Consider the following 22,454-nt stretch of genomic DNA (forward strand, 5'->3'; position numbering starts at 1 on the left):
TCCGCACCCCACACGATTTCCGCACGAGTCGCGGCCGCGTAGTCGTGCCCACCGGTCGCGGGTGACCGGTGGGCCACAACGGCGCGACGCGCTACCAGGTCACGGGCAGCTCGGTGACCCCGCCGGTGATGGTGGGCCGCACCTCCAGTTCGTCGAGTTCCTTGGCCAGCCGCAGGTTCGGCAGCCGCCGGGCCAGGGTCTCGAACACGACCCGCAGCTCGGTGCGGGCCAGGCTGGCGCCGATGCAGAAGTGCGAACCGTGGCCGAAGCCCAGATGCGCGCGCTCGGGACGGTCAGGGTCGAAGGTCTCGGCGTCGGAGTAGACCGTGGTGTCCCGGTTGGCGGCGTTGATGGACAGGATGACGGCGTCTCCACGGTGGATGGTGACGTCACCGACGTCGAGATCGGTGTGGGCGTAGCGAAGCAGCCCCAGATCGCCCGGCGCCCCCAGGCGCATGATCTCCTCGACGGTGGCGTTGACCCGCCCGGACGGGTCGGCGGTCAGCTGCCGCCACTGCTCCGGACGCGTCATCAGGAACAGCGTGCCCAGCCCGATCCGGTTGACCGTGGTCTCGTGCCCGGCGAACAGCAAGCCGACGCACAACCGCACCATCTCGTCGTAGTCGAAGTCCGCGTCGGCGGTCTGGGCCCGCACCAGATCGGAGATCACGTCTTCGCCCGGCTGGGCGCGCTTGCCGTCGGTCAACCCCACCATGTACCGGCCGAACTCGGCTCGCGCCGCGTGGGCGTCCTCGCCGGTGTAGCTGGACATGCGCTCCGACAACGATCGGAAGTGCTCCCCGTCTGCCTCCGGCACCCCCAGCAGACGGCAGATGACCGCGACCGGCAGCGGGAACGCCAACCCGGCGTGCAGGTCCACGACCCCGTCCGGCGCCGTCTCATGCTCGGCGATCAGCCGGTCCACATAGCCCTCGACGAGGCCTCGCATGTAGTCCGACAGCAAGCCCATCCGCTTGGCCGAGAACGCCGGGGTCAACAACCGCCGCATCCGGGCGTGGTCGGCCTCCTCGGTCTCGAAGTCGCCGGTGGGTCCGTCCTGCACCGCCGCGTACGAGATTCGCGAGGCCTTGTCGGGTTCGGGATGCGACCGTCCGAGTCGCTTGTCGCTCAACAGTTCCCGGACGTCGTTGAACCGGGTGACCAGCCAGGCGGGATCACCGGCCGGGGTGGTCACCGGCGTGACCGGAGCCTCCCGGCGCAACACCTCGTACAGGGGCGCGAGATCGAGCACGTTCGGCTTCTCGAAGGGCAGTTGCAGTGGCTCGGCGGCGACGCTCATGTTCTCTCCTTCTGCGGTGACGTGTGGCACCATGAACGCTACCCATTTTTGGCAGCGAGTGCCAGAAATTAGGGTTCGGCTAACGTGTAGCGACGCGTCGGCACTGGTGGAGGTCTCATGGGCGAGCGGAACAACCTCACGGTCCGCCGTGGACGGCCGCCGGTGAGCGAGCCGGAACGGTGGCGGCAACGCCTCGAAGTCTCCCGCCACGCGGTGCGGCTGTTCCGGGAACACGGGGTGGCCGCGACCTCGGGCGAGCAGATCGCCGCCGCCGCCGGGATATCCGAACGGACACTGTGGCGCTACTTCCGCACCAAGGAGAGCTGCGTCGAACCGCTGCTGACCAAGACCGTCGAGTCCTTCCGGGAAGTACTGCGAACCTGGCCGTCCGAAGTGGAACTAGCTGATCACCTGCGCGCGGCCTACTCGCCGGTGCCCGACGCGTCCGACCCCGACATCGACGCCGTCCTGGCCGTGGTGCGCATGACCCACGACGAACCGGTACTGCGCGCCGTCTACCTGGTGCTGCGCGAACGCGCCGACGCCACCCTCGCCGACGTGCTCGCCGCCCGCACCGGCCAGTCGGCCGACGCGCCCGAGATCCGGATGCGCGCCGCCGCCACCGGCGCGGCACTGTGCGCGGCCACCGACCACCTCGTGTCCATCACCGAGGCGGGACTGACCCCCGAGCACCTGCGCGAACACCGCGAACGCCTCGCCGACTTCCTCACCTACCTCACCGACGGCCCGAACCGGCCGACCCCCAGCGATGACGGAGCCGACCATGAATGATTCCCCAGTAGACGTCGTCGTGGTCGGCGGCGGCAACGCCGGATTCTCGGCGGCACACGCCGCCGCCCAGCGGGGCCGCCGCGTCGTCCTCCTGGAGAAGGGCGACCGCGACCACGCCGGTGGCAACAGCTACTTCACCGCCGGAGCCACCCGCATCAGCCACGACGGCCTGGCCGACCTGCTCGACATCGTCGAACCGGACGAGCGGCACGAGCGCACCGAATTGCCGCCCTACCCCGCCACCGAGTACGCCGCCGACCTGGAACGCGTCACCGAGGGCAACAACGACCCGGGCCTGACCCGCGTCCTCGTCGAGGAATCGGCCGACACCGTCCGGTGGTTGCGAAAGCTCGGCGTGCGCTACCGGCTCATGTACGAACGCCAGGCTTACCCGCGCGCCGACGGCGGTTTCCTGTTCTGGGGCGGACTCCACGTCGGCAACGTCGACGGCGGCGTCGGCCTGATCACCGACCACACCAGAATCGCGGACGAACTGGGAACCGAGATCCGTTACGGCCACGCCGTCTCGGACCTCATCGTCGAGAACGGACGCGTCACCGGCGTCACCGGCACCCACCACGGCCAGCCCTTCACGATCCGTGCCGAATCCGTCGTCCTCGCGGCGGGTGGCTTCGAGTCCAGCGCGACCTGGCGTGCCGAACACCTCGGCGAGGGCTGGGAACGCGCCGTCGTGCGCGGCACACCCCACAACACCGGCGACCTGCTCGCCGCCGCCCTGACCATCGGCGCGGCGCGCGGCGGCGACTGGTCCACCGCCCACAGTATTCAGTGGGACGCGTGGTTCCCCGACAACCAGAGCAACCGCGAACTCACCAACCGGCTCAGCCGACAGTCCTACCCGCTGGGCATCATCGTCAACACCGACGGCCACCGCTTCCTCGACGAGGGCGCCGACTTCCGCAACTACACCTACGCCAAGTACGGCAAACGCATCCTCGAACAACCCGGCGGCATCGCGTTCCAGATCTTCGACTCCCGGCTGCGCCCCATGCTGCGCACCGAGGAATACGACATGCCCGGCATCGCGGAGGTACGGGCCGACACCCTGCCGGAACTCGCCGAACGCCTCGGCGTGGACGTCGACGCGTTCGTCGACACGGTGACGACCTTCAACGCCGCCATCGACGACACCGCACCGTTCGATCCCACCGTCAAGGACGGCCGCCGCGCCGACGTCACCCCACCCAAGTCGAACTGGTCCGCCCCCATCGACACCGCCCCCTACTACGGCTACCCGGTGACCTGCGGCATTACCTTCACCTTCGGCGGCCTCAAGGCCGACACCGACGCGCGGGTACTCGACCACGACGGACAACCCATCCCGGGCCTGTACGTGTGCGGCGAGATGCTCGGCGGCCTGTTCAGCCAGAACTACCCGGGTGGCACCGGCCTCGCCGCCGGAATGGTGTTCGGCCGCCGCGCGGGCACCCAGGCCTGAACCGTCGCGCCGAGGCTGCCTGCCCAAACAGTTGGCAGAATCATCGACATGTGGCCCACCATGGACATCGACCTGGACAACCTACGACTGCGCACCCTGACCGAGGCCGATGCGCCAGCGGTTGTCGAGGCCACCAGCGCCGAAACCGAACCATCCTTCTGGGGCCCGCGCCCCGTCGGCCCGTACTCGTTGGCCGAAGCCAAGAACGCGCTTCGCGAATGGGACCCCGACTCCGACGGCCAGGTCTCGTTCGGGGCGTTCAGCGACAACCGGCTTGTCGGTGCCCTCGGCCTGATGCCCGACGCTCCACAGTCGGCAGAACTGGCCTACTGGGTCCGCCCCGAGTGGCGCCGCCGCGGCATCGCCCTTCGCGGCATCACGGCCGTCACCCAGTGGGCCCACGAACACGCGCAGCTGCCACGGGTGTGGCTCGAGATCCGCCCCGACAACGCACCATCTCTGCGGTTGGCGGAACGGGCGGGCTTCACCTTCGAAGAACGGCTGGCGCACCACTGCCGGTCCTGGACCGCCGACGACCCCGGCCAGGACACCTGGCATGACTGCCTGATCTGGTCCCACACGGTGCTCGAATGAGGCCACCGCCGTCGCCGTCGGGACAGCGGCCTATAGCATTCCCCGGATGAGTCGCAAGTCGACGTTGGTCCTGCTGCACGCCATGGGCTCCAGCCACGCCATGTGGGATGCGCAGGTCGCCGAGCTGGCCGGTGAGTACGACATCCTCACCCCCGACCTGCCCGGCCACGGTCTGAACAAGACCCGGTTCACCATGGACACCGCCGCCGAACAGGTGCTGAGCGTCATCCGCACCAACACTTCGGGCCGCGTGCACGTGATCGGAGCCTCCCTGGGCGCCTCGGTGGCGTTGCACGTCGCGCTGGCCGCGCCGGCCCGGGTCGCGGGGTTGCTGCTGTCGGGCGCCATGGTCGACGTGCCACGATGGACGATCCGGACGCAACGGCTGGTCACGAGGCTGGCGCCGGTTCAGGGTCTCGCGGTGGCCTCGGCGCGAGCGGTCAACCCCGCACGCCCCGGTGACCGCGACGCGTTGATCACCGACATCATCCGCGCCGGAAAACGCACCCAGCTCGACGCCCTGCGCGCCCTGGTCAAGGACGACGTGCGGCGGCGACTGGGACGCATCACCGTGCCGAGCCTGGTGTGCTGCGGCGATCGCGACCGCGTGAACCTGCCGTCAATGGAGGTGCTCGCCGCGGAGATTCCGCACGCGACGAAACGTCTCATCCCCGACGCCGATCACCTGTGGAATCTGCAACGCCCCGAGGACTGCACCAAGCTCATCCGCGAATTCGTCACCGAACATCCGAGCTGACCGCTGACCGGATCAATCGGGCACGTAGGCCATGAGCCGGTGATCCCGCCAGCGCGAGTCCTCCTGGGTTCTGGCCACGACCTCGCCGTCGGCGTCGCAACGTTCCATGACGCCGTCGGCGTTCCGGGAAATCGATTCCCCGTTGGGGAGGAACAGCACCTGGGTGGCGGGGTCCTTTCGCCGGTCGCGCAGCACCTTGCCCGAACCCGGATCGACGACGGCGTCACAGCGGGGAAATGAGACGTCGTCGTCTTCATGTGGGGCGGTCAGGCAAACGCGGTCGCCGTCGCGGCTGACCCCGGCGATGTCTGCCCAGTAGTCACCGGCGGCGTCGCGCAGTTTCCCAACCCCCTCCACGTCGTGGAACGACCCGTCCGGTGCCAGGTATCGCAGCCGAAAGGGTTCGCCGGTGGAGTAGTACAGGTCGTAGTCGCCGTCGGACCGTGCGACCGGGAAAGTCGGGCACAATGCGTCCGCGCGTTCGGTGATGGTCTCCAGCGGCGCCGTCGACTCCTCGGACTCGACGTTGTTCCACCTGACGGCACCGGTACTGCTGTCGGGATCGGGGGTGAGCAACAGCGGCGCGCCGTCGGGCGCCCACGTCGGTGCGACGCAGGAGTTGGAGGAGTGGGACAACAGCTTCTTCGTGTCTCCTGTAGACAGATCGGCGACCATGATGTCGGTGTCGCCGTTCCCCTGACGTTCCCAGGCCGCCCATTCGCCGTCCGCCGAAACCGAGATATCGCCGGTGATGTCCGACGACGGCACCGACAGCACTGTGGATTCCTCAGTACCGTCGCGGCGCACCAGCTCCGCGGCACCATCGTCCTCCGTGTCGTCGCGCAGGTACACGAACGTCCCGTCGAAATCGCCGAACTCGGCGGCGTCCTCGCGGCGCTCGGCGAAGGACGTCGCCCCCACCACCGCCAGCGGCGCGGCCACAAGCAGTACGGCACAGCCGATGAGGACGTTCCGGTTCCGGCGCCGCCGGGAACCCGCCCGCGCCCGGGCGGCGAGATCCGCGTCGCGCACTTCGCTGGCCATGTGGACCAGGTCGTCTCTGAACCGCGTGGTCACGCGAAACTCCCTTCGGTCAGTTGCGCCAGTTCCGGCCGCTGACGGCGCAGCGCCGCCAACGCTTTGGCTGTCTGGCTCTTCACCGTCCCGTTGCTGCAACCGAGCATCTCCGCGGTCTGCGAGACACTGAGGTCCTCGTAGAACCGCAGGACGATGACGGCACGCTGCCGGGTCGTCAACTGCGCCAGCGCCTGCCCCAGCACCAGCCGCCGGGTCGCGTCCTCGGCGGAGTCCGGAGTGGAGACCCTCTCGTCGATCGGTTGCTCGTCGAAGTGTTCCTTCACCCGCCGTCTGCGCCACCACGCGACCTGGAGGTGGTACATCACCCTGCGGGTGTACATCTCGGCGCTCTCGGTGCGGTGCAGGCGTTTCCACGAGCGATGCGTCCGTTCCAGCGCCGACTGCACCAGGTCCTCGGCCAGGTGCTGGTCGCCGGTCAGCAGGTAGGCCGACCGCAACAGCCGCAGCGAACTTCCGCGCACGAACTCGTCGAATTCGTCCTCGGAGGTGCGTTTGCCCACCACCATCTCGCTTTCGCCGGTGCCCTTCGCCTGAACCGTCACCGTCAGGGGTCTAGCCCTCAGTGTGGTGGACAACGCTTGCTGCTATCAGATCGGTGTCGGCCAGTGCCTTCGGTTCGTCGAGCATCATCGGATCGCCCTTTCGGTCGGTGATGTCGGGGACGAACCGCAGTTCCCCACCGACGCGCTCCACCGCCGGCCCGTCGAGGTACTGGATCTGAAGCTCCTCATCGGGCCGCAGCGTCACATCGTGGGTGGCCACGTCGACGGCGACGTCACACGACAGTGCGCGACCGGCATCGTCCTGGTCGTCCTTGAGCCTGAGGCACACCTCGGAACCGTCCATACTGACCGCGTACAAGCCGTGCACGTCAGTGCCCAGTTCCTTCTCGACCGCCGCACCGACTCCGGTCTTCGCCACCTCCCCCTGCGGCGTCACGAACTCGACGTCGCCGCGTTCGGCGTTCCAGTAGAAGATGTCCGGCGCGTCCCCTTCGCCCGCGGCCTGGAGCGGATCACACCCGGCGATGGGTTTCGGATCGGATTTGCTCGTGGAGGGGACGTCGTAGGAACGAACCGTCTTGAAGTCATCCGCGGGCACCAGCAACTGCCCGCGTCCGTCCGCCGCCCACGTCGGTGTCACGCAAACGTCGTCGTCGACGGGGTAGTCGAGGGTTTCCTTCGTCTTGCCGGATTCCACGTAGTGCACCATGAGTTTCGTGCCGCCGCCCCGTTTCTCCACCCAGCTGACGAAGTTTCCGTACTTTGACACGTTCAGGGTCTCGTACATGAGCCCCTCACCCTCGACGAGGGTCTCCGGCTTCGCGTCGGGGTCACCGTTCCACCGCTGGAGTTTCACAGCGCCGTCTTCCGCACGGTCAAGGTAGAAGAGATAATCGAAGTACTTGCCGGTTGTGAACTTCTGCTGGTCCTCTTTGCCACCGTCAGCGGACTTGTCCTCGCCTGACCCCTTGGCACAACCAACGCTGGCGGCCAACACGACGGCGCCGACAAGGGACAGGATCTTGATACGACCGGGTTTCGACATGCTCGGAGTTCGCTCCTCGGGGGTGATCGTCATTCGCGGACCCCGTTAAAGATGTGAGCCATCCCGATTCGGTTGCCGCCTGACGCGAGAAAGTTCTGGCCACCCGGCACCCCGGACTGGCCACTCGACAGTGCCGGGGGAGAAGGTCGGATCCATACGGTCGGGGAATGACCTCCACATCCATTGCGGCGCAGCGGCAAAGCACCGACAACCGCATCGCCGAGCTGGACGCGCTGCGCGGCTTCGCGCTGCTGGGCATCCTGATCGCCAACGTCGTCGCCGTCGCCGCACTGCTGACGATCGTCGGTTCCGGCGAGAACCTGAAGCTCATATTCGACGCCCCGATCGACCGGGCCGTCACCGGCACGGTCACCGCACTGTTCCTGGGCAAGTTCTACCTGCTGTTCTCGTTCCTGTTCGGATACTCGTTCACGCTCCAGATCACCGCCGCCGAACGGGTCGGCGTCTCGGCCAGGGCCAGGCTCTTGCGCCGCTGCGCCGCGCTGTTCCTCATCGGACTGGCGCACGTGTTCCTGCTGTGGTTCGGGGACATCCTGACCCTGTACGCGGTCCTGTGCCTGGTGCTCATCGCCATGCGCCGGGTCCGGCCGATCACTGCCGTGATCACCGGATGCGTCCTCTACCTGGCCTTCGCGTCCCTGTTCCTCCTGGGCGGCGACGAAAGCGGCGGCGATGACCTTCCGTTCCTGCAAGCCCAGACGTTCCACGACGCCTACACCGGCAGCGCCGCTGACACCTTCGCCGCCCAGCTGGCGATCGCGCCGTCCTTCATCGGATTCATCTGGCTGGCCCAGGGAGTCACCGCGCTCGCGCTGTTCCTGTTGGGCATGGCCGCCGGAAAACGGCGCCTGTTCGAACGCCGGGACACCATCCGCCGCTGGTCGCCGTGGGTGATGTGGATCGGTCTCGGCGTCGGTCTGCCGGTGGCCGCCGCGACGCTGGCCGCCGAGATGGGTTGGATCGAGATGTCCAGCGCACTGGAAGGCATTCAGTTCCTGGTCAACCCACTGATGACCTTCGCGTACATCGCCGTCCTGCTGCGCCTGGCCGCCGGAAAGCACACCTCGCGACTGGTCGCCTGGCTCGCCCCCGCCGGACGCATGGCCGCCTCCAACTACATCGGACAGTCCGTGGTCTTCATGCTGATCTACACCGGCTACGGTCTGGCCCTTGTCGACGACATCCCCCCGGCCGGGCTGATCGGCATCGCGCTGTTGACCTTCACCGCACAACTGGCCGCGAGCGCCTGGTGGATGCGCCGCTTCGCCTACGGCCCGGTCGAAGGACTACTGCGGGCGGCCACCAACTGGACCGCCCCGACCTGGCGCCGCCGGACCAGAACCCACGACGCCGCTGCCGCGCCATGCGCGACCGCGAACCCGAGGGACTAGGGGAGCGTCCCGATCGCGGTGGCCAGCAACGCACCCCGCGCCCTGCTGGACACGACGTTGAAGTGCGCCGGACTGGCCGACCTCGTCACCGTGACGCTCAGCGCGGACGACGTCGTCTGCCCCAAACCCGCCCCGGACATCTATCTCGCGGCATGCCGGGCCATCGGTCAACCTCCTGGCTCGACGGGGAGTGACCCGGGCACTTTGAGGCAGACCAAATGGAACACTGGTGCGTATGAACGTGACGGATGCGTACCGGGCGAGCCGTGACCAGTTGCTGGATCTGCGCGGTGACCATGAGCGCGCGGTTGCCGAGTTCCAGTGGCCCGATATGGGGGAGCGGTTCAATTGGGCCGTGGACTGGTTCGACGTCATCGCTCGCGGCAACGACGGTACGGCTTTGTTGCTGGCCGAGGCGGACGGTTCGACGACGCGGCGAAGCTTCGCCGAGATGTCCCAGGCATCCGACCGGCTGGCCGGTTGGCTTGCGGAGCGCGGTGTCGGCAAGGGCGATCCGGTGGTGCTGATGCTCGGCAACCAGGTTGAACTGTGGGAGTCGATGCTCGCGGTCATGAAGTTGGGCGCGGTGATCATGCCGACCACGACCGCGGTCGGCCCGGCGGACCTGGTTGACCGGATCAGCCGGGGCGGTGCCCGGCACGTCATCTGCAACGCGGCGGACGTGCCGAAGTTCGATGCCGTGCCCGGTGAGTACACCAGGATCAGTGTGGGTGAGGCCGCGGGATGGCAGGACTTGCGTAGTACCGCAGCGGTTTCGCACGCGCCGGTGGATCACCCTGGTACGGCGCCTGGCGATCCGTTGCTGCTGTACTTCACGTCGGGAACCACGTCGCGGCCGAAGCTGGTGGGGCACACTCAGGTCTCCTACCCGGTGGGCCATCTGTCTACTATGTACTACTTGGGGCTTGAACCCGGCGATGTGCATCTGAACATCTCCTCGCCGGGATGGGCCAAGCACGCGTGGTCGTGCTTCTTCGCGCCGTGGATCGCCGAGGCGACGGTGTTCGTGTACAACTACCAGCGATTCGACGCCGTAGCGCTGCTGCGCCAGCTCCGCGAGCAGCGGGTCACGTCGTTCTGCGCGCCGCCGACGGTGTGGCGGATGCTGATCAACGCCGAGCTCGGGGAGCGGCCAGCCGACCTGCGCGAGGCCGTCGCGGCTGGCGAGCCACTCAATCCGGAGGTGATCGAGCAGGTTCGCCAGGCGTGGGGGCTGACCATCCGGGACGGGTTCGGGCAGACCGAGACCACCGCCCAGGTCGGCAACACCCCGGGATCCCCGGTGAAGCCGGGCTCGATGGGCCGACCACTGCCGGGCGTCCCGGTGGTCCTGGTCGACCCGGCCACCGGGCGTCGCGTGGAAGCCCCCGGCGAGGGCGAGATCTGCCTTGACCTCGACCGGAAACCGCTGCCGTTGATGACCGGCTATCAAGGTGACCGCGAACTCAACGCCGAGGCGATGTCCGGCGGCTTCTACCACTCCGGGGACGTGGCCAAGATCGATGCCGACGGGTACATCACCTACATCGGACGCACCGACGACGTGTTCAAGGCCAGCGACTACAAGATCAGCCCCTTCGAGCTGGAGTCGGTGCTCATCGAGCACCCGGCGGTCGCCGAGGCGGCCGTGGTTCCGGCTCCCGATCCGGTGAGGTTGGCGGTTCCCAAGGCATACATCGCGCTGGCACCGGGGCATTCGCCCACACAGGAGACCGCGCGATCGATCCTGCGTTACGCCCGCGAGAATCTCGCGCCGTACCAACGCGTCCGTCGCATCGAGTTTCGCGAGCTGCCCAAGACGATCTCCGGCAAGATCCGCCGCGTCGAGCTGCGTTCCCGCGAAGAACAACTGGGCAACGACTCAGGAGCCGACGGCGAATGGCGCGACGACCAGTTCCCCGAGCTCAAGGGGTGAATGCCAACCGTGGAGCGGGTCTTCGACCGATTGGGCACCGGACATGAAAAATCCGGAGGGCATCTCAGGAATCGAGATACCCTCCGGATTGGACCTGTGGTCGATACTGGGATCGAACCAGTGACCCCTCGCGTGTGAAGCGAGTGCTCTCCCGCTGAGCTAATCGACCGTGGTGCTCGGATACTTTAACCGACCCATGATGGCCCGTTGCGGGAGGGTGGCGCACCTTATTTATGGGTGGTCGTGGCCAGGATGGTGGTGGTCTGGGCGAGCTCGGTGTGGAGGCGGGGTGACGTGCAGGCGCGGGCCAGGGTGGCGGCTTCGGTGAGTTCGGCGGTGGCCGAGACGGGGTCGTCGGCGTGGAGGTAGGCGTGGGCCAGGGCCAGACGGGTGAGGGCCAGTTCGCGGGTGTGGTAGACGGACACTTCGGACAGTGCTTGCCGGAGTTGGTCCAGGGCGCGGTTGGCGTTGGTGGTGCGGTCGATGTCGTGGCGGGCGAGGGTGAGGTGGCAGAGTCCGGCGTGCCAGTGCCAGAGGTGGTTGTCGCTGTAGGTGGACGGGTTTGCCATCAGTGGACTGTCGAGTTCGGTCAGTAGCTTGTGGGCGGTGGCGAGTGCGCCGGTGGTCTGGTCGGGCTCGGCGGAGGCCGCGTGGGCGTGGGCCTGGGCGAGCAGGGACCAGACGGTGGCGGTGGGCGCGTGGGGGGCCAGTTGTTCGGCGCGGGTGGCGAGGGTGAGAGCGGTGGGGGCGTTGTCGCGGTGGGCGTAGACGATGGCGGTGCGGGCGCACATCTCGGCCGACAGGGCGGGGTCGCCGCCGTCGAGGGCCCAGCGGCCCGCGCAGTCGTTCCAGTAGAGGGCTCCGGCCTCGTCGAGGGAGTCGAGGCGGATGGCGGCGGCCAGCCGGGCGAAGCGGGCCGCCGTGCGCAGCAGGCCGCCGGAGAGGGACTCGGGGCTGCCGATGTGGCGGCCGATGATCTCCTGGGCCTGGCGTTCGACGGATTCGCCGAGGTGGTGGCCGCCCATGGTGGCGGCGACCTCGGCGTAGGCCTCGGCGAGGCGGTTGAGGGAGACCGTGGCGTGGGCGGGGGCCGCGGCGGGCAGGGCCGTGGTGCGCGCGGTGGTGGGGGAGATGGTGGGCAGCGGAGCCCCGACCGTGGCCACCGGTGGGCCCGGGTCGGTGGCCACGAGGGTGAGCAGGTCGGCCAGTTCGCCGCCGGTGTCGAGCAGGTCGTCGCACTGTCGGGCGATGTCGAGGCTGGGGCGGCGGCGGGAGCTTTCGAGTTTGGAGACGTAGGAGCCGTCCAGGTTCAGGTCGCGGGCGAGTTCGGCCTGGGTCAGCTGCCGGGTGAGCCGCCAGTACTTGAGGCGTTTGCCGAAGTGGCCCGCGATGAGGTCGAGCTGGGTGGCGGTCGAGGGATCGGGTCCGGGCATCCTGCTCTTCCTGGGGTGGGGGTGGTGAAGGCCGGACTTCGTGGCGACCTCGGGCACCAATCGTACTGATCGGTACCGAAATGGCCACAATTGCTGAATAAAGATTCAGCGGCGTTCAGTTAAGAAGTGATTTCACTGAGTCGCGGAACGGTCCGGGTTTTCCAGCGCACTGAGCGTGAGATACGCGTGGCCGGACGCCTGGGGTAAATGTCGTAAATGTTCCTGCGTGGTTCTGATGTCCTTTTTGACCTAGGTCAAACGAATTAGTCGTATGCGGAGATTGGGGTGAGGTCGACTGGTGCAGATGAAGCGTGATCATGTATGTTCGGTCACCAATAAAGCCCCATTGGTCGGATTCTTTCGTGAGGATGCGTCGATGTCTGACTTCGCTGAGTGTTCGTGGAGATCGTCGCAGTCCCCGCGGGTTCCGGCCCCCTACGGTATTCGCGTGAATCGATGGCTCGAGATGGACACCAGGCGCACATGCTAGTGCATCGCATGCGCGAGGAGGCCGCCGGATGTTTAAGACCGGCGTTGCCAACGGATCCTGCCGCGAGATAACGGCGGGTAGGTCGACAACAGGATCTAATTTGGATAAGAGTTTCCCCATGCCGGCGGGAGCCGGAGAATGGCGGTTGGCGTGCGCATAACCAAGAAGATCGGTTTGCTGGTGGCGGTGCCACTGGTCGCCGCGATCTCGTTCGCCGCGCTGGCGGCGTCGATCACCGGTGGCCAGGCGCTGCAGGCGGACTACCTGCGCGGACTGGTGGACACCAGTGGCGCGGCCGGAAAGCTGGCCGGTGACCTGAGCGCCGAGCGGGCCTCGGCGGTGTCGACCCTGACCTCGGACTCCTCCAAGGCCAGCCAGTCGTTCGCCAAGAACATCCGGGAATCCGACGAATCGGTCGAGGAGTACAAGAAGCTGCGGGCCGAACTGGACCCGGAGGCCGAGTCGACCGAGAAGCTCCTGACCCGTATCGACACCCAGCTGGAACGGCTCGACTCGGTGCGTGAGTCGGTGGGCACCAAGCGGCAGACCGCCTCCTCGGTCGCCTTCGTCTACCGCATCGTCATCGCCGACCTGTTGGCGTACCGCGATTCCGTCACGCAGGTCGGTGAGGCCCCGGCCGAGGTCGCCGACGAACTGCGCGCCGGGTCCACCCTGTCGCGTGCGATCGAGTTCGTCGGCCTGCAGGAGGTCGCGGTGCTGCGCGCCGGGCCCGGCAAGACCCTGACCCCGTCGGACGCCGAGGAGATCGCCGCGACCCGGCTGGGCTTCGACGACGCGATGCTCACCTTCGACCGGCTGACCACCACCGAATGGCAGACCCTCGTGGAACGGGCCCAGATCGATGAGCAGGGGGTCGCCGCGACCAAACTCGAACGCGACATCGCCCGCATCCACCACGGCGAGAAGCTCGACGTGGACCCCGGCAAGTGGACCGACCTGATGGATTCCCGCGCCAGCGCCTTGCTGAAGGTCGAAGAGGAGATCGACCAGGACAACAGCGAAGCGGTCACCGCGTTGCGCGACGCCCAGGTGTGGGTGACCATCATCGAGACCGTCGCCGTCACCCTGGCCGTGATCGCCGCCATCATCCTGGCGCTGTGGCTGGGTCGTCCGGTCGTGCGAGGACTGCGCAAGCTGCGCGACGCCGCCCACCTGGTGGCCTCGAAGGAACTGCCCGACGCCGTCGCCCGGCTGGACGACCACGAGATCCTCGGTGAGCTGACCCCCGAACAGTTCGCCGACGCGATGGACCCGCCGGTCAAGGTGTCCGGAAAGGACGAGCTGGCCGAGGTCGGCAGCGCCTTCAACGAGGTGCACCGCGAGGCGGTCCGGGTCGCGGCCCAGCAGGCGCTGCTGCGACTCCACATCGGTTCGATCTTCGTCAACCTGGCCCGCCGCGGCCACGCCCTGACCGGGCGGCTCACCGCCGAGATCGACAACGCCGAGAGCCGCGAGCTCGACCCCGAGCGACTGGAACGACTGTTCACCCTGGACCACCTGGTGACCCTGCTGGGTCGCTCCAACGACAGTCTGCTGGTGCTGGGCGGTACCTCCCCGGCGAAGGTCCGGATGGCCGACGAACCGCTCGGCGACGTGCTGACCGCCTCGCAGAGCCAGATCGAGCAGTACACCCGGATCCGGATGGCGTCCATCGACACTGGACTCGCGGTGCGGGCGGCCATCGTGGACGACGTCGTGAAGCTGCTGGCCGAACTGATGGACAACGCCACCCGCTACTCGCAGCCCGAGGTCGTCGTCGACGCGCGGGCGCTGGCCGACCGGCTGATCATCCAGATCAGCGACTCCGGCATCGGCATGGAACCGGCCAAGATGGACTCCATCAACGCCCGGCTGGCGACCAAACCGCCGCTGGACCTGGAAGCCGTGCGCTCCATGGGCCTGACCGTGGTCGGGCACATCGCGTCCCGGCTGGGCATCTCGGTGCAGCTGCGGGTGGGTCACCCGCGCGGCACCATCGCCGAGGTCACCATGCCCGCCGCGCTGCTGACCGCCGACACCCGAGACTCCACCGAGGTCGCCGAGGCGACCCGGCGGCCGGCGGAACGCCGCCCGGAGCAGACCAGTCGTCCGGTGCCCCGGCTGTTCCGCGACGCCAACACCATGCCGTCGCGCAACACCCCGGTCGCCGACGATTCCGCGTTGGTGCCGGTGGTGCACTTCGACAAGGCGCACCTCATGGAGTCGACGCGGGAACACCCGGTCGTTCCCAAGCCCCGCAACCCGTTCGACGACGGATGGCGGGCCGCCGAAGAGGCGTCCAAACCGATGTCGCCGCCCGCCGAAGGGCAGCTACCGCGCCGTACTCCGGGCAACCGCCTGGTGCCCGGCGGCGAAGTTCCCGACACCATCGAAGGTGTAACCGCGCAAGATCACCGGGACCCGGCGGCGATCAGCGCGACGTACGCCGCATACGCTCGTGGTCGCTCCAACAGTGGAGTTTCCCCATTGAACACCCCCAGTGGATCGAGGAGTGCTTCATGAACGACCTTGACTTGGACTTCTTGCTCGACGACCTAGTCAAACGCGTCCCCAACGTCACCCACATCATCGCCGTGTCCGCGGACGGGTTGTTGGTGGCGCGTAATGAGAGCCTGCCAGTCAACGACGCCGACCGCCTGGCGGCGATCGGTTCCGGACTCGTGAGCCTGCTCAACGGAGCCGCCCGCTCCCTGCAGGCCGATCCGGTGGTCAGCAACCTGACCGAGTTGCACGGCGGCTATATGTTCTCGATGTCGGTATCGAGTGGCGCGAGCCTGCTTGCCCTGGCATCGCACGGGTGCGACATCGGTCAGGTCGGCCATGAACTGGCGGAGTTGATCAACAAGATCGGGCCCGCACTGACACCGCGTGCCCGCTCCTTCGGCAACGGGCAGCAGCGACTCTACCGGTGATGCCCGTGTACCAAAGTCCCATCACACTATCCCCTTAAGACACATCAGGAGTAACCGAGAATGACCCAGCGATTGAGGAGACGTGCGTTCGTCACCGCGGCAGTGGCAGCGTTGGCGTTGACCGCCACCGGTTGCAGCTCAGGCAGTGAAGACGCGGGTACCGTGAAGATCGGATGGGAAATCCCGAAGTCCGGTACTTACGAAACCCTCGGCAAGGACCTGGACGCCGCTTTCAACCTCTACCTTGACACCCACGGCGGCAAGCTCGGTGGTCGCAAGGTGGAACTGAAGACCGTCGACGAGACCGACAAGCCCGAGAAGGCTCTCGACGCCGCGAACAAGCTCATCAAGCAGGACGAAGTCGTCGCCATGGCGGGAATCCAGAGCAGTGGTTCCTACGAGGCGATCGCGCCCGTCGCCCAGGAGAACGGCATCCCGCTGGTGGGGGCCGGTGGCCGTCCCCAGCTGGAGAAGAACAAGGACCTCGACGGGCTGAAGGGCCTGTGGCACACCAGCTGGATCAACGCCCAGACGGGACAGTCCATCGCCCCGTACATCAAGAAGAAGATCGACGGCCCGGTATACGCCATCGGCCCGGACTACGAGGGTGGTTACGCCAACGTCGAGGGCTTCACCGACGAGTTCAAGAAGATCGGTGGCAAGCTCGCCAACGAGAAGGACGGCAAGCCGACCTACACGCCGTTCCCCAAGATCGACGACTTCGGTCCGTACCTGACCAAGATCGCCAACTCGGACGCCAAGGCCGTCTACTGCTTCTACGCCGGCGCCAACGCCATCGACTTCGTCAAGCAGTACGCCGAATCCGACGCCGCCGACATCCCGCTCTACGGCGCCTTCTACACCGAGGGAAAGGTGCTGGAGGCGCAGGGCAAGTCCGCCAAGGGCATGTACAGCACCATGAACTACTCGCCCGACCTCGACAACGAGGCCAACCGTGAGTACGTGGCCGAGTGGACCAAGAAGGAACAGGGGCAGCCCTCCGTCTACGCCACCGCCGCCTGGGACGCCGCCCAGGTCCTCGACCTGGCCATCGGCTCGATCCCCAAGGGCGAGGAAGTCACCTCCGAAGCCATCACCGAGGCCATCGGCAAGCTCGGCAAGATCAAGAGCCCGCGCGGCGAATGGCACCTCGGAGAGAAGACCCACGCACCCATCCAGAAGTGGTACCTGCGTGAGGTCAAGGAAGACGGCGGCGTTCTGTCCAATGTCCGCATCGAGGACCTGGAAACCCTGGGCAGCTGACGTCGGTTCGCCGACCGGGTGGACGACGCCCGTGTGAAGACTGGAGGTGGCCCACGGGCCATGCTTGACCTGTATTTGATTCCCGTCATCAACGGGTTCGCCTACGGCTTGCTGTTGTTCGTGGTGGCCGCCGGTCTGACTCTGGCCTTCGGGGTCGCCGACGTGCTCAACCTCGCGCACGGCACCGTCTACGTGGTCGGCGGCTACGCCGCCGCGACGCTCACCGACGGCAGCTGGGGCGGACTGCTCCTGGCCATCGCCGTCGGCTGCCTCGCCGGGGCCGCCTGTGGTGGCCTGCTGTCGGTGGCCGTCGCCCCGTTGACGGGGCGCGGCCACCTGGCCCAGGCGTTGCTCACCTTCGGTATCGCCCTGGTGGGCGGCGCACTGCTGGTCTACGCGTTCGGCGCCGACGATCTGCGCCCCACGCTTCCCGAAGCGCTGACCGAACCGGTGCTCATCAACGGGCAGCGCTATTCGGGGTACCGGCTGTCGATGATCGGCCTCGGGGTGATCCTGGCGGTCGTGATCTGGTTCGTCATCACCCGTACCCGCGCTGGAGCGCGAGTACGGGCCATGGTGGACGATCCCGGCATGGTCGCCAGCCTCGGCACCAACCCCCGCACCATCCTCAACGGCGTCATGGTCGCGGCCGGCGCGCTGGCCGGAACGGCGGGCGCCATCGGTGCGCCGCTGATCGGCCCGGGCCCCGGCACGGCCAACCAGGTGCTGTTGATGTCGCTGGTGATCGTCGTGGTCGGCGGGCTCGGCTCGGTACTGGGCGCGTTCGTCGCGGCCCTGGTGGTCGGCCAGGTGCAGGCCCTGGGCCCGATCGTCGCCGAGACCTGGGCGCCGTACCTGTTGTTCGTCGCGATGGCGGTGGCGCTGCTGGTCCGTCGTCCACAGTCACTGCTGCCGGGAGGTGCCCGGTGACGGTGCTGGAACAGGAGCGCACGACGACCGCCCCCGGTCGCCGTGCCTTCAACCCGCTGCGGCTGTGGCCGCTGGCGGTGGTCGCCGTCCTCGCCTGTGTACCGTTCATAGTGGACGACTACACCCTGATCACCGGGAATCGGGTGTTGTCGCTGGGGCTGCTGGCCGCCAGCGTCGCCTTGCTGACCGGTACCGCGGGACTGCCGTCGCTGGGACAGGCCGCGCCGTACGGCATCGGCGCCTACCTCGCCTACAACCTCGCCGAACTGGACTGGACCTTCGCGCCGCTGCAGGTGGTCGCCGCGGCGGCGGCCGGTGCGCTCTTCAACGCGGTCACCGGACCGGTCGTCGTGCGCACCCGCGGCGTCGTCTTCCTCATGGTGACCCTCGCGGTGGGGGAGATCGCCGTGGTCGCGGCCGGGAAATGGGAGTCGGTCACCAACGGCACCGACGGCACCGGCCGGATCCCGCCGGGCGAGCTGATCCCCGGCGAGCCGCTCGTCGACGACGCGAACCTGTACTGGTACGCCCTGGGCGTGGCCGTCGTCGTCATCACCGCGATGGTGCTGGTGCAGCGGTCCCGGGGCGGCAAGCTGCTGCACGGCTCCCGCGACAACGAGATGCGGATGCGCGCCAGCGGACACCGCGTCTCGGGTTACCTGCTGCTGACCTACATCGCCGCGGGCGCGATCGCCGGTGTCGGCGGATCGGTGCTGGCCACCACGCAGCGCTACGTCTCGCCCTCTGACATGGACTTCTCGGTGGCGGCGCTGATCCTGCTGGCGGTGGTCATCGGCGGCGCGTTCTCGATCACCGGGGCACTGGCGGGGGTCCTGCTCGTCATCGTCGCCCGCGACCTGATCGGCAACCACCTGCCCGGCCAGGGGCCGCTGCTGCTCGGCATCCTGTTCATCGTCGCGGTCTACCTGCTGCCCAACGGCCTGGCCGGACGCCTGGGCGACCTGACCCGGTTGTTGACCCGCAAACGTGACCGCGAGGAGGCGACATGACGCTGTTGTCGGTCGAGAACCTGAGCCGCAGTTATGGCAAGCTCCGCGCCCTGGACGGGGTCGTCCTGACCGTGGACGAGGGCGCGCGGCACGCGCTGATCGGCTGCAACGGCGCCGGGAAGACCACGTTGCTGCACCTGCTGGCGGGGACCATCCGCGCCAGCGGCGGCCGGATCCACTACCGCGGCAAGAACATCACCCGACTGAATCCGGCGCGCCGGGCCCGGCTGGGCATCGCCCGGTCGTTCCAGACCCCGGCCGTCTTCGACTCGCTGACCGCCTTCGACAACCTGACCGTCGCCGCGACCCCGCATCTGGCCGGGGCGCCGTGGCGGCTGGCCTCCCGCGCCGCCCAGGCGCGCGACCGCGCCGAGGAACAGATCGAACTGCTGGGCATCGCCGACTGCGCGCCCCGGCTGGCCGGGGAACTATCACACGGGCAACGACGGCTGGTCGAGATCGGTATGGCCCTGGTCTCGCGGCCCCGACTGCTGCTTTTGGACGAACCCGCCGCCGGACTGACCGACACCGACATGGAGCGACTGCTGGAGGCCCTGCGGCAGTTGCCCACCGAACTCGCGGTGGTCCTCGTCGAGCACCACCAGGACCTGGTCACCGAGATCGCCGACACTGTGACCGTGCTCCACGAGGGACAGATCCTCGCGGAGGGGTCGCCGGAGGAGATCGCGGCCGACCCGCAGGTTGCCGAGGCCTACCTGGGCACTGGAGTGACACCATGACGCAGCTGGACTTTCCGCTCGCGCTGTCGCTTTCGGGCGTCAGCTCCGGCTACAACGGCGGCCGGGCACTGCACGCGGTCTCCCTGGAGGTCGCCGAGGGCAGCGTGCACGCGATCGTCGGCCACAACGGCGCCGGAAAGACCACCCTCATGTCCACGGTGGCTGGAGAGCTCGCGGTCGCCGAGGGCAGGATCTGGTTCGACGGCAAGGACATCTCCCGCACCGCGCCGCACCGGCGCGCCAAACGGGGCATCGGCTACGTGCCGCAGGGGCGGCGGGTGTTCAAGTCCATCACCGTCGCCGAGCACCTGGCGATCGCCCACCGGGACCGAAAGTCGGAATGGAACCCGGCCAGGGTGATCGACCTGTTCCCCCGGCTGGGGGAGCGGATGAAGCACAAGGGAGCCCAGCTTTCCGGCGGCGAGCAGCAGATGCTGGCCATCGCCCGGGCCCTGCTCACCAGCCCCCGGCTGCTGCTTCTGGACGAACCCACCGAGGGGCTGGCACCGGCCATCGTGGAACAGATTCGCGGCACCCTCGGCAAACTCGCCGCCGAGGGCATGACGATCCTGCTGGCCGCGCCACAGCCCGAGTGGCCGATCGCCATCGCCGACCACATCAGTGTGCTGTCGGCGGGGAAGCTGACCGCCAGCATTCCCGGCAGCGAAGCCCGTGACGACGCCTCGTCCCTGTTGGAGGCGCTCACCATCACCGCCGGTTCGAAACCAGAGGAGGAACCGGGCGGCTGAAACCCCTTCACTCACACCACGTTTCAGGAGACGCACATGAATGACTCCACGCAATCGCGCAGTGCCTACGCGTTCAAGAACTCCTCTGAGGAGTCACGCATGCAGATGGCGGGACTACAGGCCTATCTGGACCCGATCACGACCGGCGCCCTGGACGCGGTCGGTGTGCGAGCGGGCATGCGGTGCCTGGAGCTCGGTCCCGGCGGAGGTTCCATCGCGCACTGGATGTGCGACCGGGTCGGTCCGCAGGGCGAGGTGATCGCCGTCGACCTCAACCCCCGGCACGTCGAACCGGCCGACAACCTGCGCATCGTGCAGGCCGACATCCGCGACGGCGTGCCCGTCGAGGGACAGTTCGACGTGATCCACACCCGACTGTGCCTTTTGCACATCCCGGAGCGGCTTCAGATCATGAAGGTGCTCGTCGACGCCCTCAAACCCGGTGGCTGGATGGTGATCGGCGAGTTCACTCCCGAACCGCTGCGGGTGATCTCCACGCCGGGCGAGGCCGCCTCCGAACTGTGGCACAAGGTCAACACGGCCCTGTTCGACGGCATCACCAACCTCAACGGCGCCGACATGAACTGGTCGTACCAGGTGCACGACACCATGCTGGAGCACGGTCTTATCGACGTGCACCACACCGAGCACAACGAGAGCTGGGACGGCGGCGAGGGCATCGCCGCCCGGATGCACTACACCAACTCGATCCAGCTGGCCGAGCCGATCAAGAGCTGCGGGGTCACCGACGCCGAACTGGAGGAGTTCCGGGCCCTGACCGAGAACCCGGAGTTCCGCGCGACCCACTACCAGTTCATCAACACCCGGGGCCGCAAGCCACTGTCCTAATCTGACAGCAGTCGCCGATGCAGTCGGCGCAGCCGCGGCTCGTCGGTGATCAGCTGCCGGGCCGCCAGCCACGCCGCGCCCGCCGCCCCGTCCAGGCCCAGCCGGACGGGCGCGGCGGGAAACCGGCGCGCCAAACCGTCCCGCAGGCCCCGCGACACCGCGTTGTCGGCGGTGGCGAGGCTTCCGGCCAGCACGATCGGGGTCTCGACGGTGTCGCGCACCGCCGAGACCGTCGACAGCAGTTCGGCGGCGGCCCGCCCGGCGATGTCCAGGGCGATCGGATCGCCCACCTCGGCGGCGGCCGTCACCAGCGGCGCCAGCCGCGACAGTCCGACCGGCTCACCGGTCATCGCGCGGTGGATCAGGGTGTCGACGTCGCGCGGCCCGGCGTCGACCAGTGCCGCCGTCACCGACTCGACCAGCGGCCCGCCCGCCCCGGTGCCGTCGGCGAACCGCAGCGCCGCGTAGACCGCCTCCCGGGCCAGCCAGATCCCCGAACCCCTATCGCCCAGGAACCAGCCGTAGCCGTCGGAGCGTTTGGCCATCCGGTAGTCGGCGACCTTGATCGCCACCGCGCCGGTCCCGGCGATGACGACCGTCCCGTCCGGGCTGGGGCTACCGGCCGAGAACGCCACCACCGAGTCGCCCACCAGGTCCACACCGCACTCCAGGCCCGCCCGCTCCCACACCGGGGTGAACAGGGTCTCCTGGGTGTCCTCGGGCAGCGCCAGCACCCCCGCGATGCCCATGACCGCCGCGGCCACCCGCTTCGGCTCGTGCGAGCCCAGCGCCTGGTGGACCGCGTCGTACACGTTGTCGGCCGCGGCCTTACGGCCGCGCGAGGTGGGGTTGCCGCCGCCGGAGCGGCCCTCGCCCAGCCGCCGCCCCTCCACGTCGGCCAACAGCGCCCGTGTCGAGGTGCCGCCGACGTCGAGTCCCAGGACGAGTTCAGACATGCCTGCATCCTAATTTTCACGCAGCCCGGCCGAAAGCGGGCGGTAGCCGGATTCTGGCGCTGCGATGTCGGCGCAGCGTGAGCGCCCGACTCGGCAAGGTCACGAAACATCTCAAGTCTGAAAAGATTTCCCGAAAATCCTTGACGAAAAGCCGTTTGGGTAAGAGTTTTTGTCATACGTAATCCAGTTCACTCCCCTCACCTCG

At 68.0% G+C, this 22,454-nt stretch carries 21 protein-coding genes and 1 tRNA gene; 15 read left to right on the plus strand and 7 right to left on the minus strand.

Features of this window, described 5'->3' with window-relative positions; genetic code table 11:
- Positions 1–91: 91 nt before the first annotated feature.
- The gene (locus SNAS_RS13955; RefSeq protein ID WP_013018079.1) at positions 92–1,300 is read right to left on the minus strand and encodes a cytochrome P450; all 1,209 of its coding nucleotides are present in this window, start codon (positions 1,298–1,300) and stop codon (positions 92–94) included.
- A gap of 117 nt (positions 1,301–1,417) precedes the next feature.
- Here SNAS_RS13955 and SNAS_RS13960 point away from each other — a divergent pair, with 117 nt between their 5' ends.
- The 4 genes from SNAS_RS13960 to SNAS_RS13975 are packed head-to-tail and all read left to right on the plus strand — an operon-like array spanning position 1,418 to position 4,902.
- Positions 1,418–2,092 carry a TetR/AcrR family transcriptional regulator gene (locus tag SNAS_RS13960; protein ID WP_013018080.1) on the plus strand — a complete coding sequence of 225 codons (675 nt, stop codon included), beginning with the start codon at positions 1,418–1,420 and terminating at the stop codon, positions 2,090–2,092.
- Positions 2,085–3,551, plus strand: coding sequence for an FAD-dependent tricarballylate dehydrogenase TcuA (tcuA, locus tag SNAS_RS13965; protein ID WP_013018081.1), 1,467 nt, complete (start codon positions 2,085–2,087; stop codon positions 3,549–3,551). Before SNAS_RS13960 ends, tcuA begins: the two co-directional genes overlap by 8 nt.
- Positions 3,552–3,599: 48 nt before the next feature.
- Positions 3,600–4,145 (plus strand): GNAT family N-acetyltransferase, encoded by a 546-nt coding sequence (locus SNAS_RS32765; RefSeq protein ID WP_013018082.1) that lies wholly within the window; start codon positions 3,600–3,602, stop codon positions 4,143–4,145.
- Positions 4,146–4,191: 46 nt separating this feature from the next.
- A complete protein-coding gene (locus tag SNAS_RS13975) occupies positions 4,192–4,902 on the plus strand; it encodes an alpha/beta fold hydrolase (RefSeq protein WP_013018083.1) in 711 nt (236 codons plus the stop codon).
- Between the two features lie 12 nt (positions 4,903–4,914).
- Here the strand turns inward: SNAS_RS13975 and SNAS_RS13980 are convergent, their stop codons facing one another.
- From SNAS_RS13980 to SNAS_RS13990, 3 genes are read right to left on the minus strand one after another with little or no spacing between them, the layout of a single operon-like run.
- Positions 4,915–5,979: a TolB family protein gene (locus SNAS_RS13980; protein ID WP_013018084.1), complete on the minus strand. Its 1,065-nt coding sequence runs from the start codon at positions 5,977–5,979 to the stop codon at positions 4,915–4,917.
- Entirely contained in the window at positions 5,976–6,506 is a 531-nt protein-coding gene (locus SNAS_RS13985) for a SigE family RNA polymerase sigma factor (protein WP_052305279.1), read from the minus strand. Before SNAS_RS13985 ends, SNAS_RS13980 begins: the two co-directional genes overlap by 4 nt.
- Before the next feature lie 46 nt (positions 6,507–6,552).
- Complete coding sequence (locus SNAS_RS13990) at positions 6,553–7,548, minus strand: hypothetical protein (RefSeq protein WP_013018086.1); 996 nt, start codon at positions 7,546–7,548, stop codon at positions 6,553–6,555.
- 167 nt (positions 7,549–7,715) lie between these two features.
- On the opposite strand from SNAS_RS13990, the gene SNAS_RS13995 reads away from it, so the two are divergent.
- The 3 genes from SNAS_RS13995 to SNAS_RS14000 are packed head-to-tail and all read left to right on the plus strand — an operon-like array spanning position 7,716 to position 10,896.
- Positions 7,716–8,960, plus strand: a complete 1,245-nt coding sequence (locus SNAS_RS13995) for a DUF418 domain-containing protein (RefSeq protein WP_013018087.1) — start codon at positions 7,716–7,718, stop codon at positions 8,958–8,960.
- Between the two features lie 18 nt (positions 8,961–8,978).
- Positions 8,979–9,230 carry an HAD family hydrolase gene (locus tag SNAS_RS37620; RefSeq protein WP_425281030.1) on the plus strand — a complete coding sequence of 84 codons (252 nt, stop codon included), beginning with the start codon at positions 8,979–8,981 and terminating at the stop codon, positions 9,228–9,230.
- Positions 9,196–10,896 (plus strand): AMP-binding protein, encoded by a 1,701-nt coding sequence (locus SNAS_RS14000; RefSeq protein ID WP_013018088.1) that lies wholly within the window; start codon positions 9,196–9,198, stop codon positions 10,894–10,896. Before SNAS_RS37620 ends, SNAS_RS14000 begins: the two co-directional genes overlap by 35 nt.
- Before the next feature lie 97 nt (positions 10,897–10,993).
- On the opposite strand, the gene SNAS_RS14005 is transcribed toward SNAS_RS14000, so the two are convergent.
- Positions 10,994–11,065, minus strand: a tRNA-Val gene (locus SNAS_RS14005).
- A 58-nt stretch (positions 11,066–11,123) separates the two neighbouring features.
- Positions 11,124–12,329, minus strand: coding sequence for a helix-turn-helix domain-containing protein (locus SNAS_RS14010; protein ID WP_013018089.1), 1,206 nt, complete (start codon positions 12,327–12,329; stop codon positions 11,124–11,126).
- A gap of 640 nt (positions 12,330–12,969) precedes the next feature.
- Here SNAS_RS14010 and SNAS_RS14015 point away from each other — a divergent pair.
- Genes SNAS_RS14015 through SNAS_RS14045 form a run of 8 tightly spaced genes read left to right on the plus strand, consistent with a single transcriptional unit; the run spans position 12,970 to position 21,293 of the window.
- On the plus strand, positions 12,970–15,342 hold the full coding sequence (locus SNAS_RS14015; protein ID WP_169313882.1) for a sensor histidine kinase: 2,373 nt from the start codon (positions 12,970–12,972) through the stop codon (positions 15,340–15,342).
- Positions 15,339–15,752 (plus strand): roadblock/LC7 domain-containing protein, encoded by a 414-nt coding sequence (locus SNAS_RS14020; RefSeq protein ID WP_013018091.1) that lies wholly within the window; start codon positions 15,339–15,341, stop codon positions 15,750–15,752. Before SNAS_RS14015 ends, SNAS_RS14020 begins: the two co-directional genes overlap by 4 nt.
- Before the next feature lie 60 nt (positions 15,753–15,812).
- Positions 15,813–17,015 carry an ABC transporter substrate-binding protein gene (locus SNAS_RS14025; protein WP_013018092.1) on the plus strand — a complete coding sequence of 401 codons (1,203 nt, stop codon included), beginning with the start codon at positions 15,813–15,815 and terminating at the stop codon, positions 17,013–17,015.
- A gap of 60 nt (positions 17,016–17,075) precedes the next feature.
- A complete protein-coding gene (locus tag SNAS_RS34040) occupies positions 17,076–17,945 on the plus strand; it encodes a branched-chain amino acid ABC transporter permease (RefSeq protein WP_013018093.1) in 870 nt (289 codons plus the stop codon).
- A complete protein-coding gene (locus SNAS_RS34045) occupies positions 17,942–18,955 on the plus strand; it encodes a branched-chain amino acid ABC transporter permease (protein ID WP_013018094.1) in 1,014 nt (337 codons plus the stop codon). The genes SNAS_RS34040 and SNAS_RS34045 overlap by 4 nt, the downstream gene beginning before the upstream one ends.
- Complete coding sequence (locus SNAS_RS14035) at positions 18,952–19,695, plus strand: ABC transporter ATP-binding protein (RefSeq protein WP_013018095.1); 744 nt, start codon at positions 18,952–18,954, stop codon at positions 19,693–19,695. The genes SNAS_RS34045 and SNAS_RS14035 overlap by 4 nt, the downstream gene beginning before the upstream one ends.
- A complete protein-coding gene (locus SNAS_RS14040; protein ID WP_013018096.1) occupies positions 19,692–20,444 on the plus strand; it encodes an ABC transporter ATP-binding protein in 753 nt (250 codons plus the stop codon). Before SNAS_RS14035 ends, SNAS_RS14040 begins: the two co-directional genes overlap by 4 nt.
- Positions 20,445–20,480: 36 nt before the next feature.
- The gene (locus SNAS_RS14045) at positions 20,481–21,293 is read left to right on the plus strand and encodes a class I SAM-dependent methyltransferase (protein ID WP_013018097.1); all 813 of its coding nucleotides are present in this window, start codon (positions 20,481–20,483) and stop codon (positions 21,291–21,293) included.
- Here the strand turns inward: SNAS_RS14045 and SNAS_RS14050 are convergent.
- Entirely contained in the window at positions 21,290–22,249 is a 960-nt protein-coding gene (locus SNAS_RS14050; RefSeq protein ID WP_013018098.1) for an N-acetylglucosamine kinase, read from the minus strand. The two genes, SNAS_RS14045 and SNAS_RS14050, sit on opposite strands and share 4 nt — an antisense overlap.
- Between the last annotated feature and the right edge of the window lie 205 nt (positions 22,250–22,454).

The organism is Stackebrandtia nassauensis DSM 44728 (assembly GCF_000024545.1).
GTDB classification, from domain to species: Bacteria; Actinomycetota; Actinomycetes; order Mycobacteriales; family Micromonosporaceae; genus Stackebrandtia; species Stackebrandtia nassauensis.

Bases quoted from the DNA above. Each gene is read 5' to 3' on its own strand.
- SNAS_RS14010 (WP_013018089.1), bottom strand. From the start codon at position 12,329: ATGCCCGGACCCGATCCCTCGACCGCCACCCAGCTCGACCTCATCGCG.
- SNAS_RS14050 (WP_013018098.1), bottom strand. From the start codon at position 22,249: ATGTCTGAACTCGTCCTGGGACTCGACGTCGGCGGCACCTCGACACGG.
- SNAS_RS14025 (WP_013018092.1), top strand. From the start codon at position 15,813: ATGACCCAGCGATTGAGGAGACGTGCGTTCGTCACCGCGGCAGTGGCA.
- SNAS_RS13990 (WP_013018086.1), bottom strand. From the start codon at position 7,548: ATGTCGAAACCCGGTCGTATCAAGATCCTGTCCCTTGTCGGCGCCGTC.
- SNAS_RS13995 (WP_013018087.1), top strand. From the start codon at position 7,716: ATGACCTCCACATCCATTGCGGCGCAGCGGCAAAGCACCGACAACCGC.
- SNAS_RS14045 (WP_013018097.1), top strand. From the start codon at position 20,481: ATGAATGACTCCACGCAATCGCGCAGTGCCTACGCGTTCAAGAACTCC.
- SNAS_RS32765 (WP_013018082.1), top strand. From the start codon at position 3,600: ATGTGGCCCACCATGGACATCGACCTGGACAACCTACGACTGCGCACC.
- SNAS_RS14035 (WP_013018095.1), top strand. From the start codon at position 18,952: ATGACGCTGTTGTCGGTCGAGAACCTGAGCCGCAGTTATGGCAAGCTC.
- SNAS_RS13955 (WP_013018079.1), bottom strand. From the start codon at position 1,300: ATGAGCGTCGCCGCCGAGCCACTGCAACTGCCCTTCGAGAAGCCGAAC.
- SNAS_RS14040 (WP_013018096.1), top strand. From the start codon at position 19,692: ATGACGCAGCTGGACTTTCCGCTCGCGCTGTCGCTTTCGGGCGTCAGC.
- SNAS_RS34040 (WP_013018093.1), top strand. From the start codon at position 17,076: ATGCTTGACCTGTATTTGATTCCCGTCATCAACGGGTTCGCCTACGGC.
- SNAS_RS14000 (WP_013018088.1), top strand. From the start codon at position 9,196: ATGAACGTGACGGATGCGTACCGGGCGAGCCGTGACCAGTTGCTGGAT.
- tcuA (WP_013018081.1), top strand. From the start codon at position 2,085: ATGAATGATTCCCCAGTAGACGTCGTCGTGGTCGGCGGCGGCAACGCC.
- SNAS_RS14020 (WP_013018091.1), top strand. From the start codon at position 15,339: ATGAACGACCTTGACTTGGACTTCTTGCTCGACGACCTAGTCAAACGC.
- SNAS_RS13985 (WP_052305279.1), bottom strand. From the start codon at position 6,506: ATGGTGGTGGGCAAACGCACCTCCGAGGACGAATTCGACGAGTTCGTG.
- SNAS_RS13975 (WP_013018083.1), top strand. From the start codon at position 4,192: ATGAGTCGCAAGTCGACGTTGGTCCTGCTGCACGCCATGGGCTCCAGC.
- SNAS_RS13960 (WP_013018080.1), top strand. From the start codon at position 1,418: ATGGGCGAGCGGAACAACCTCACGGTCCGCCGTGGACGGCCGCCGGTG.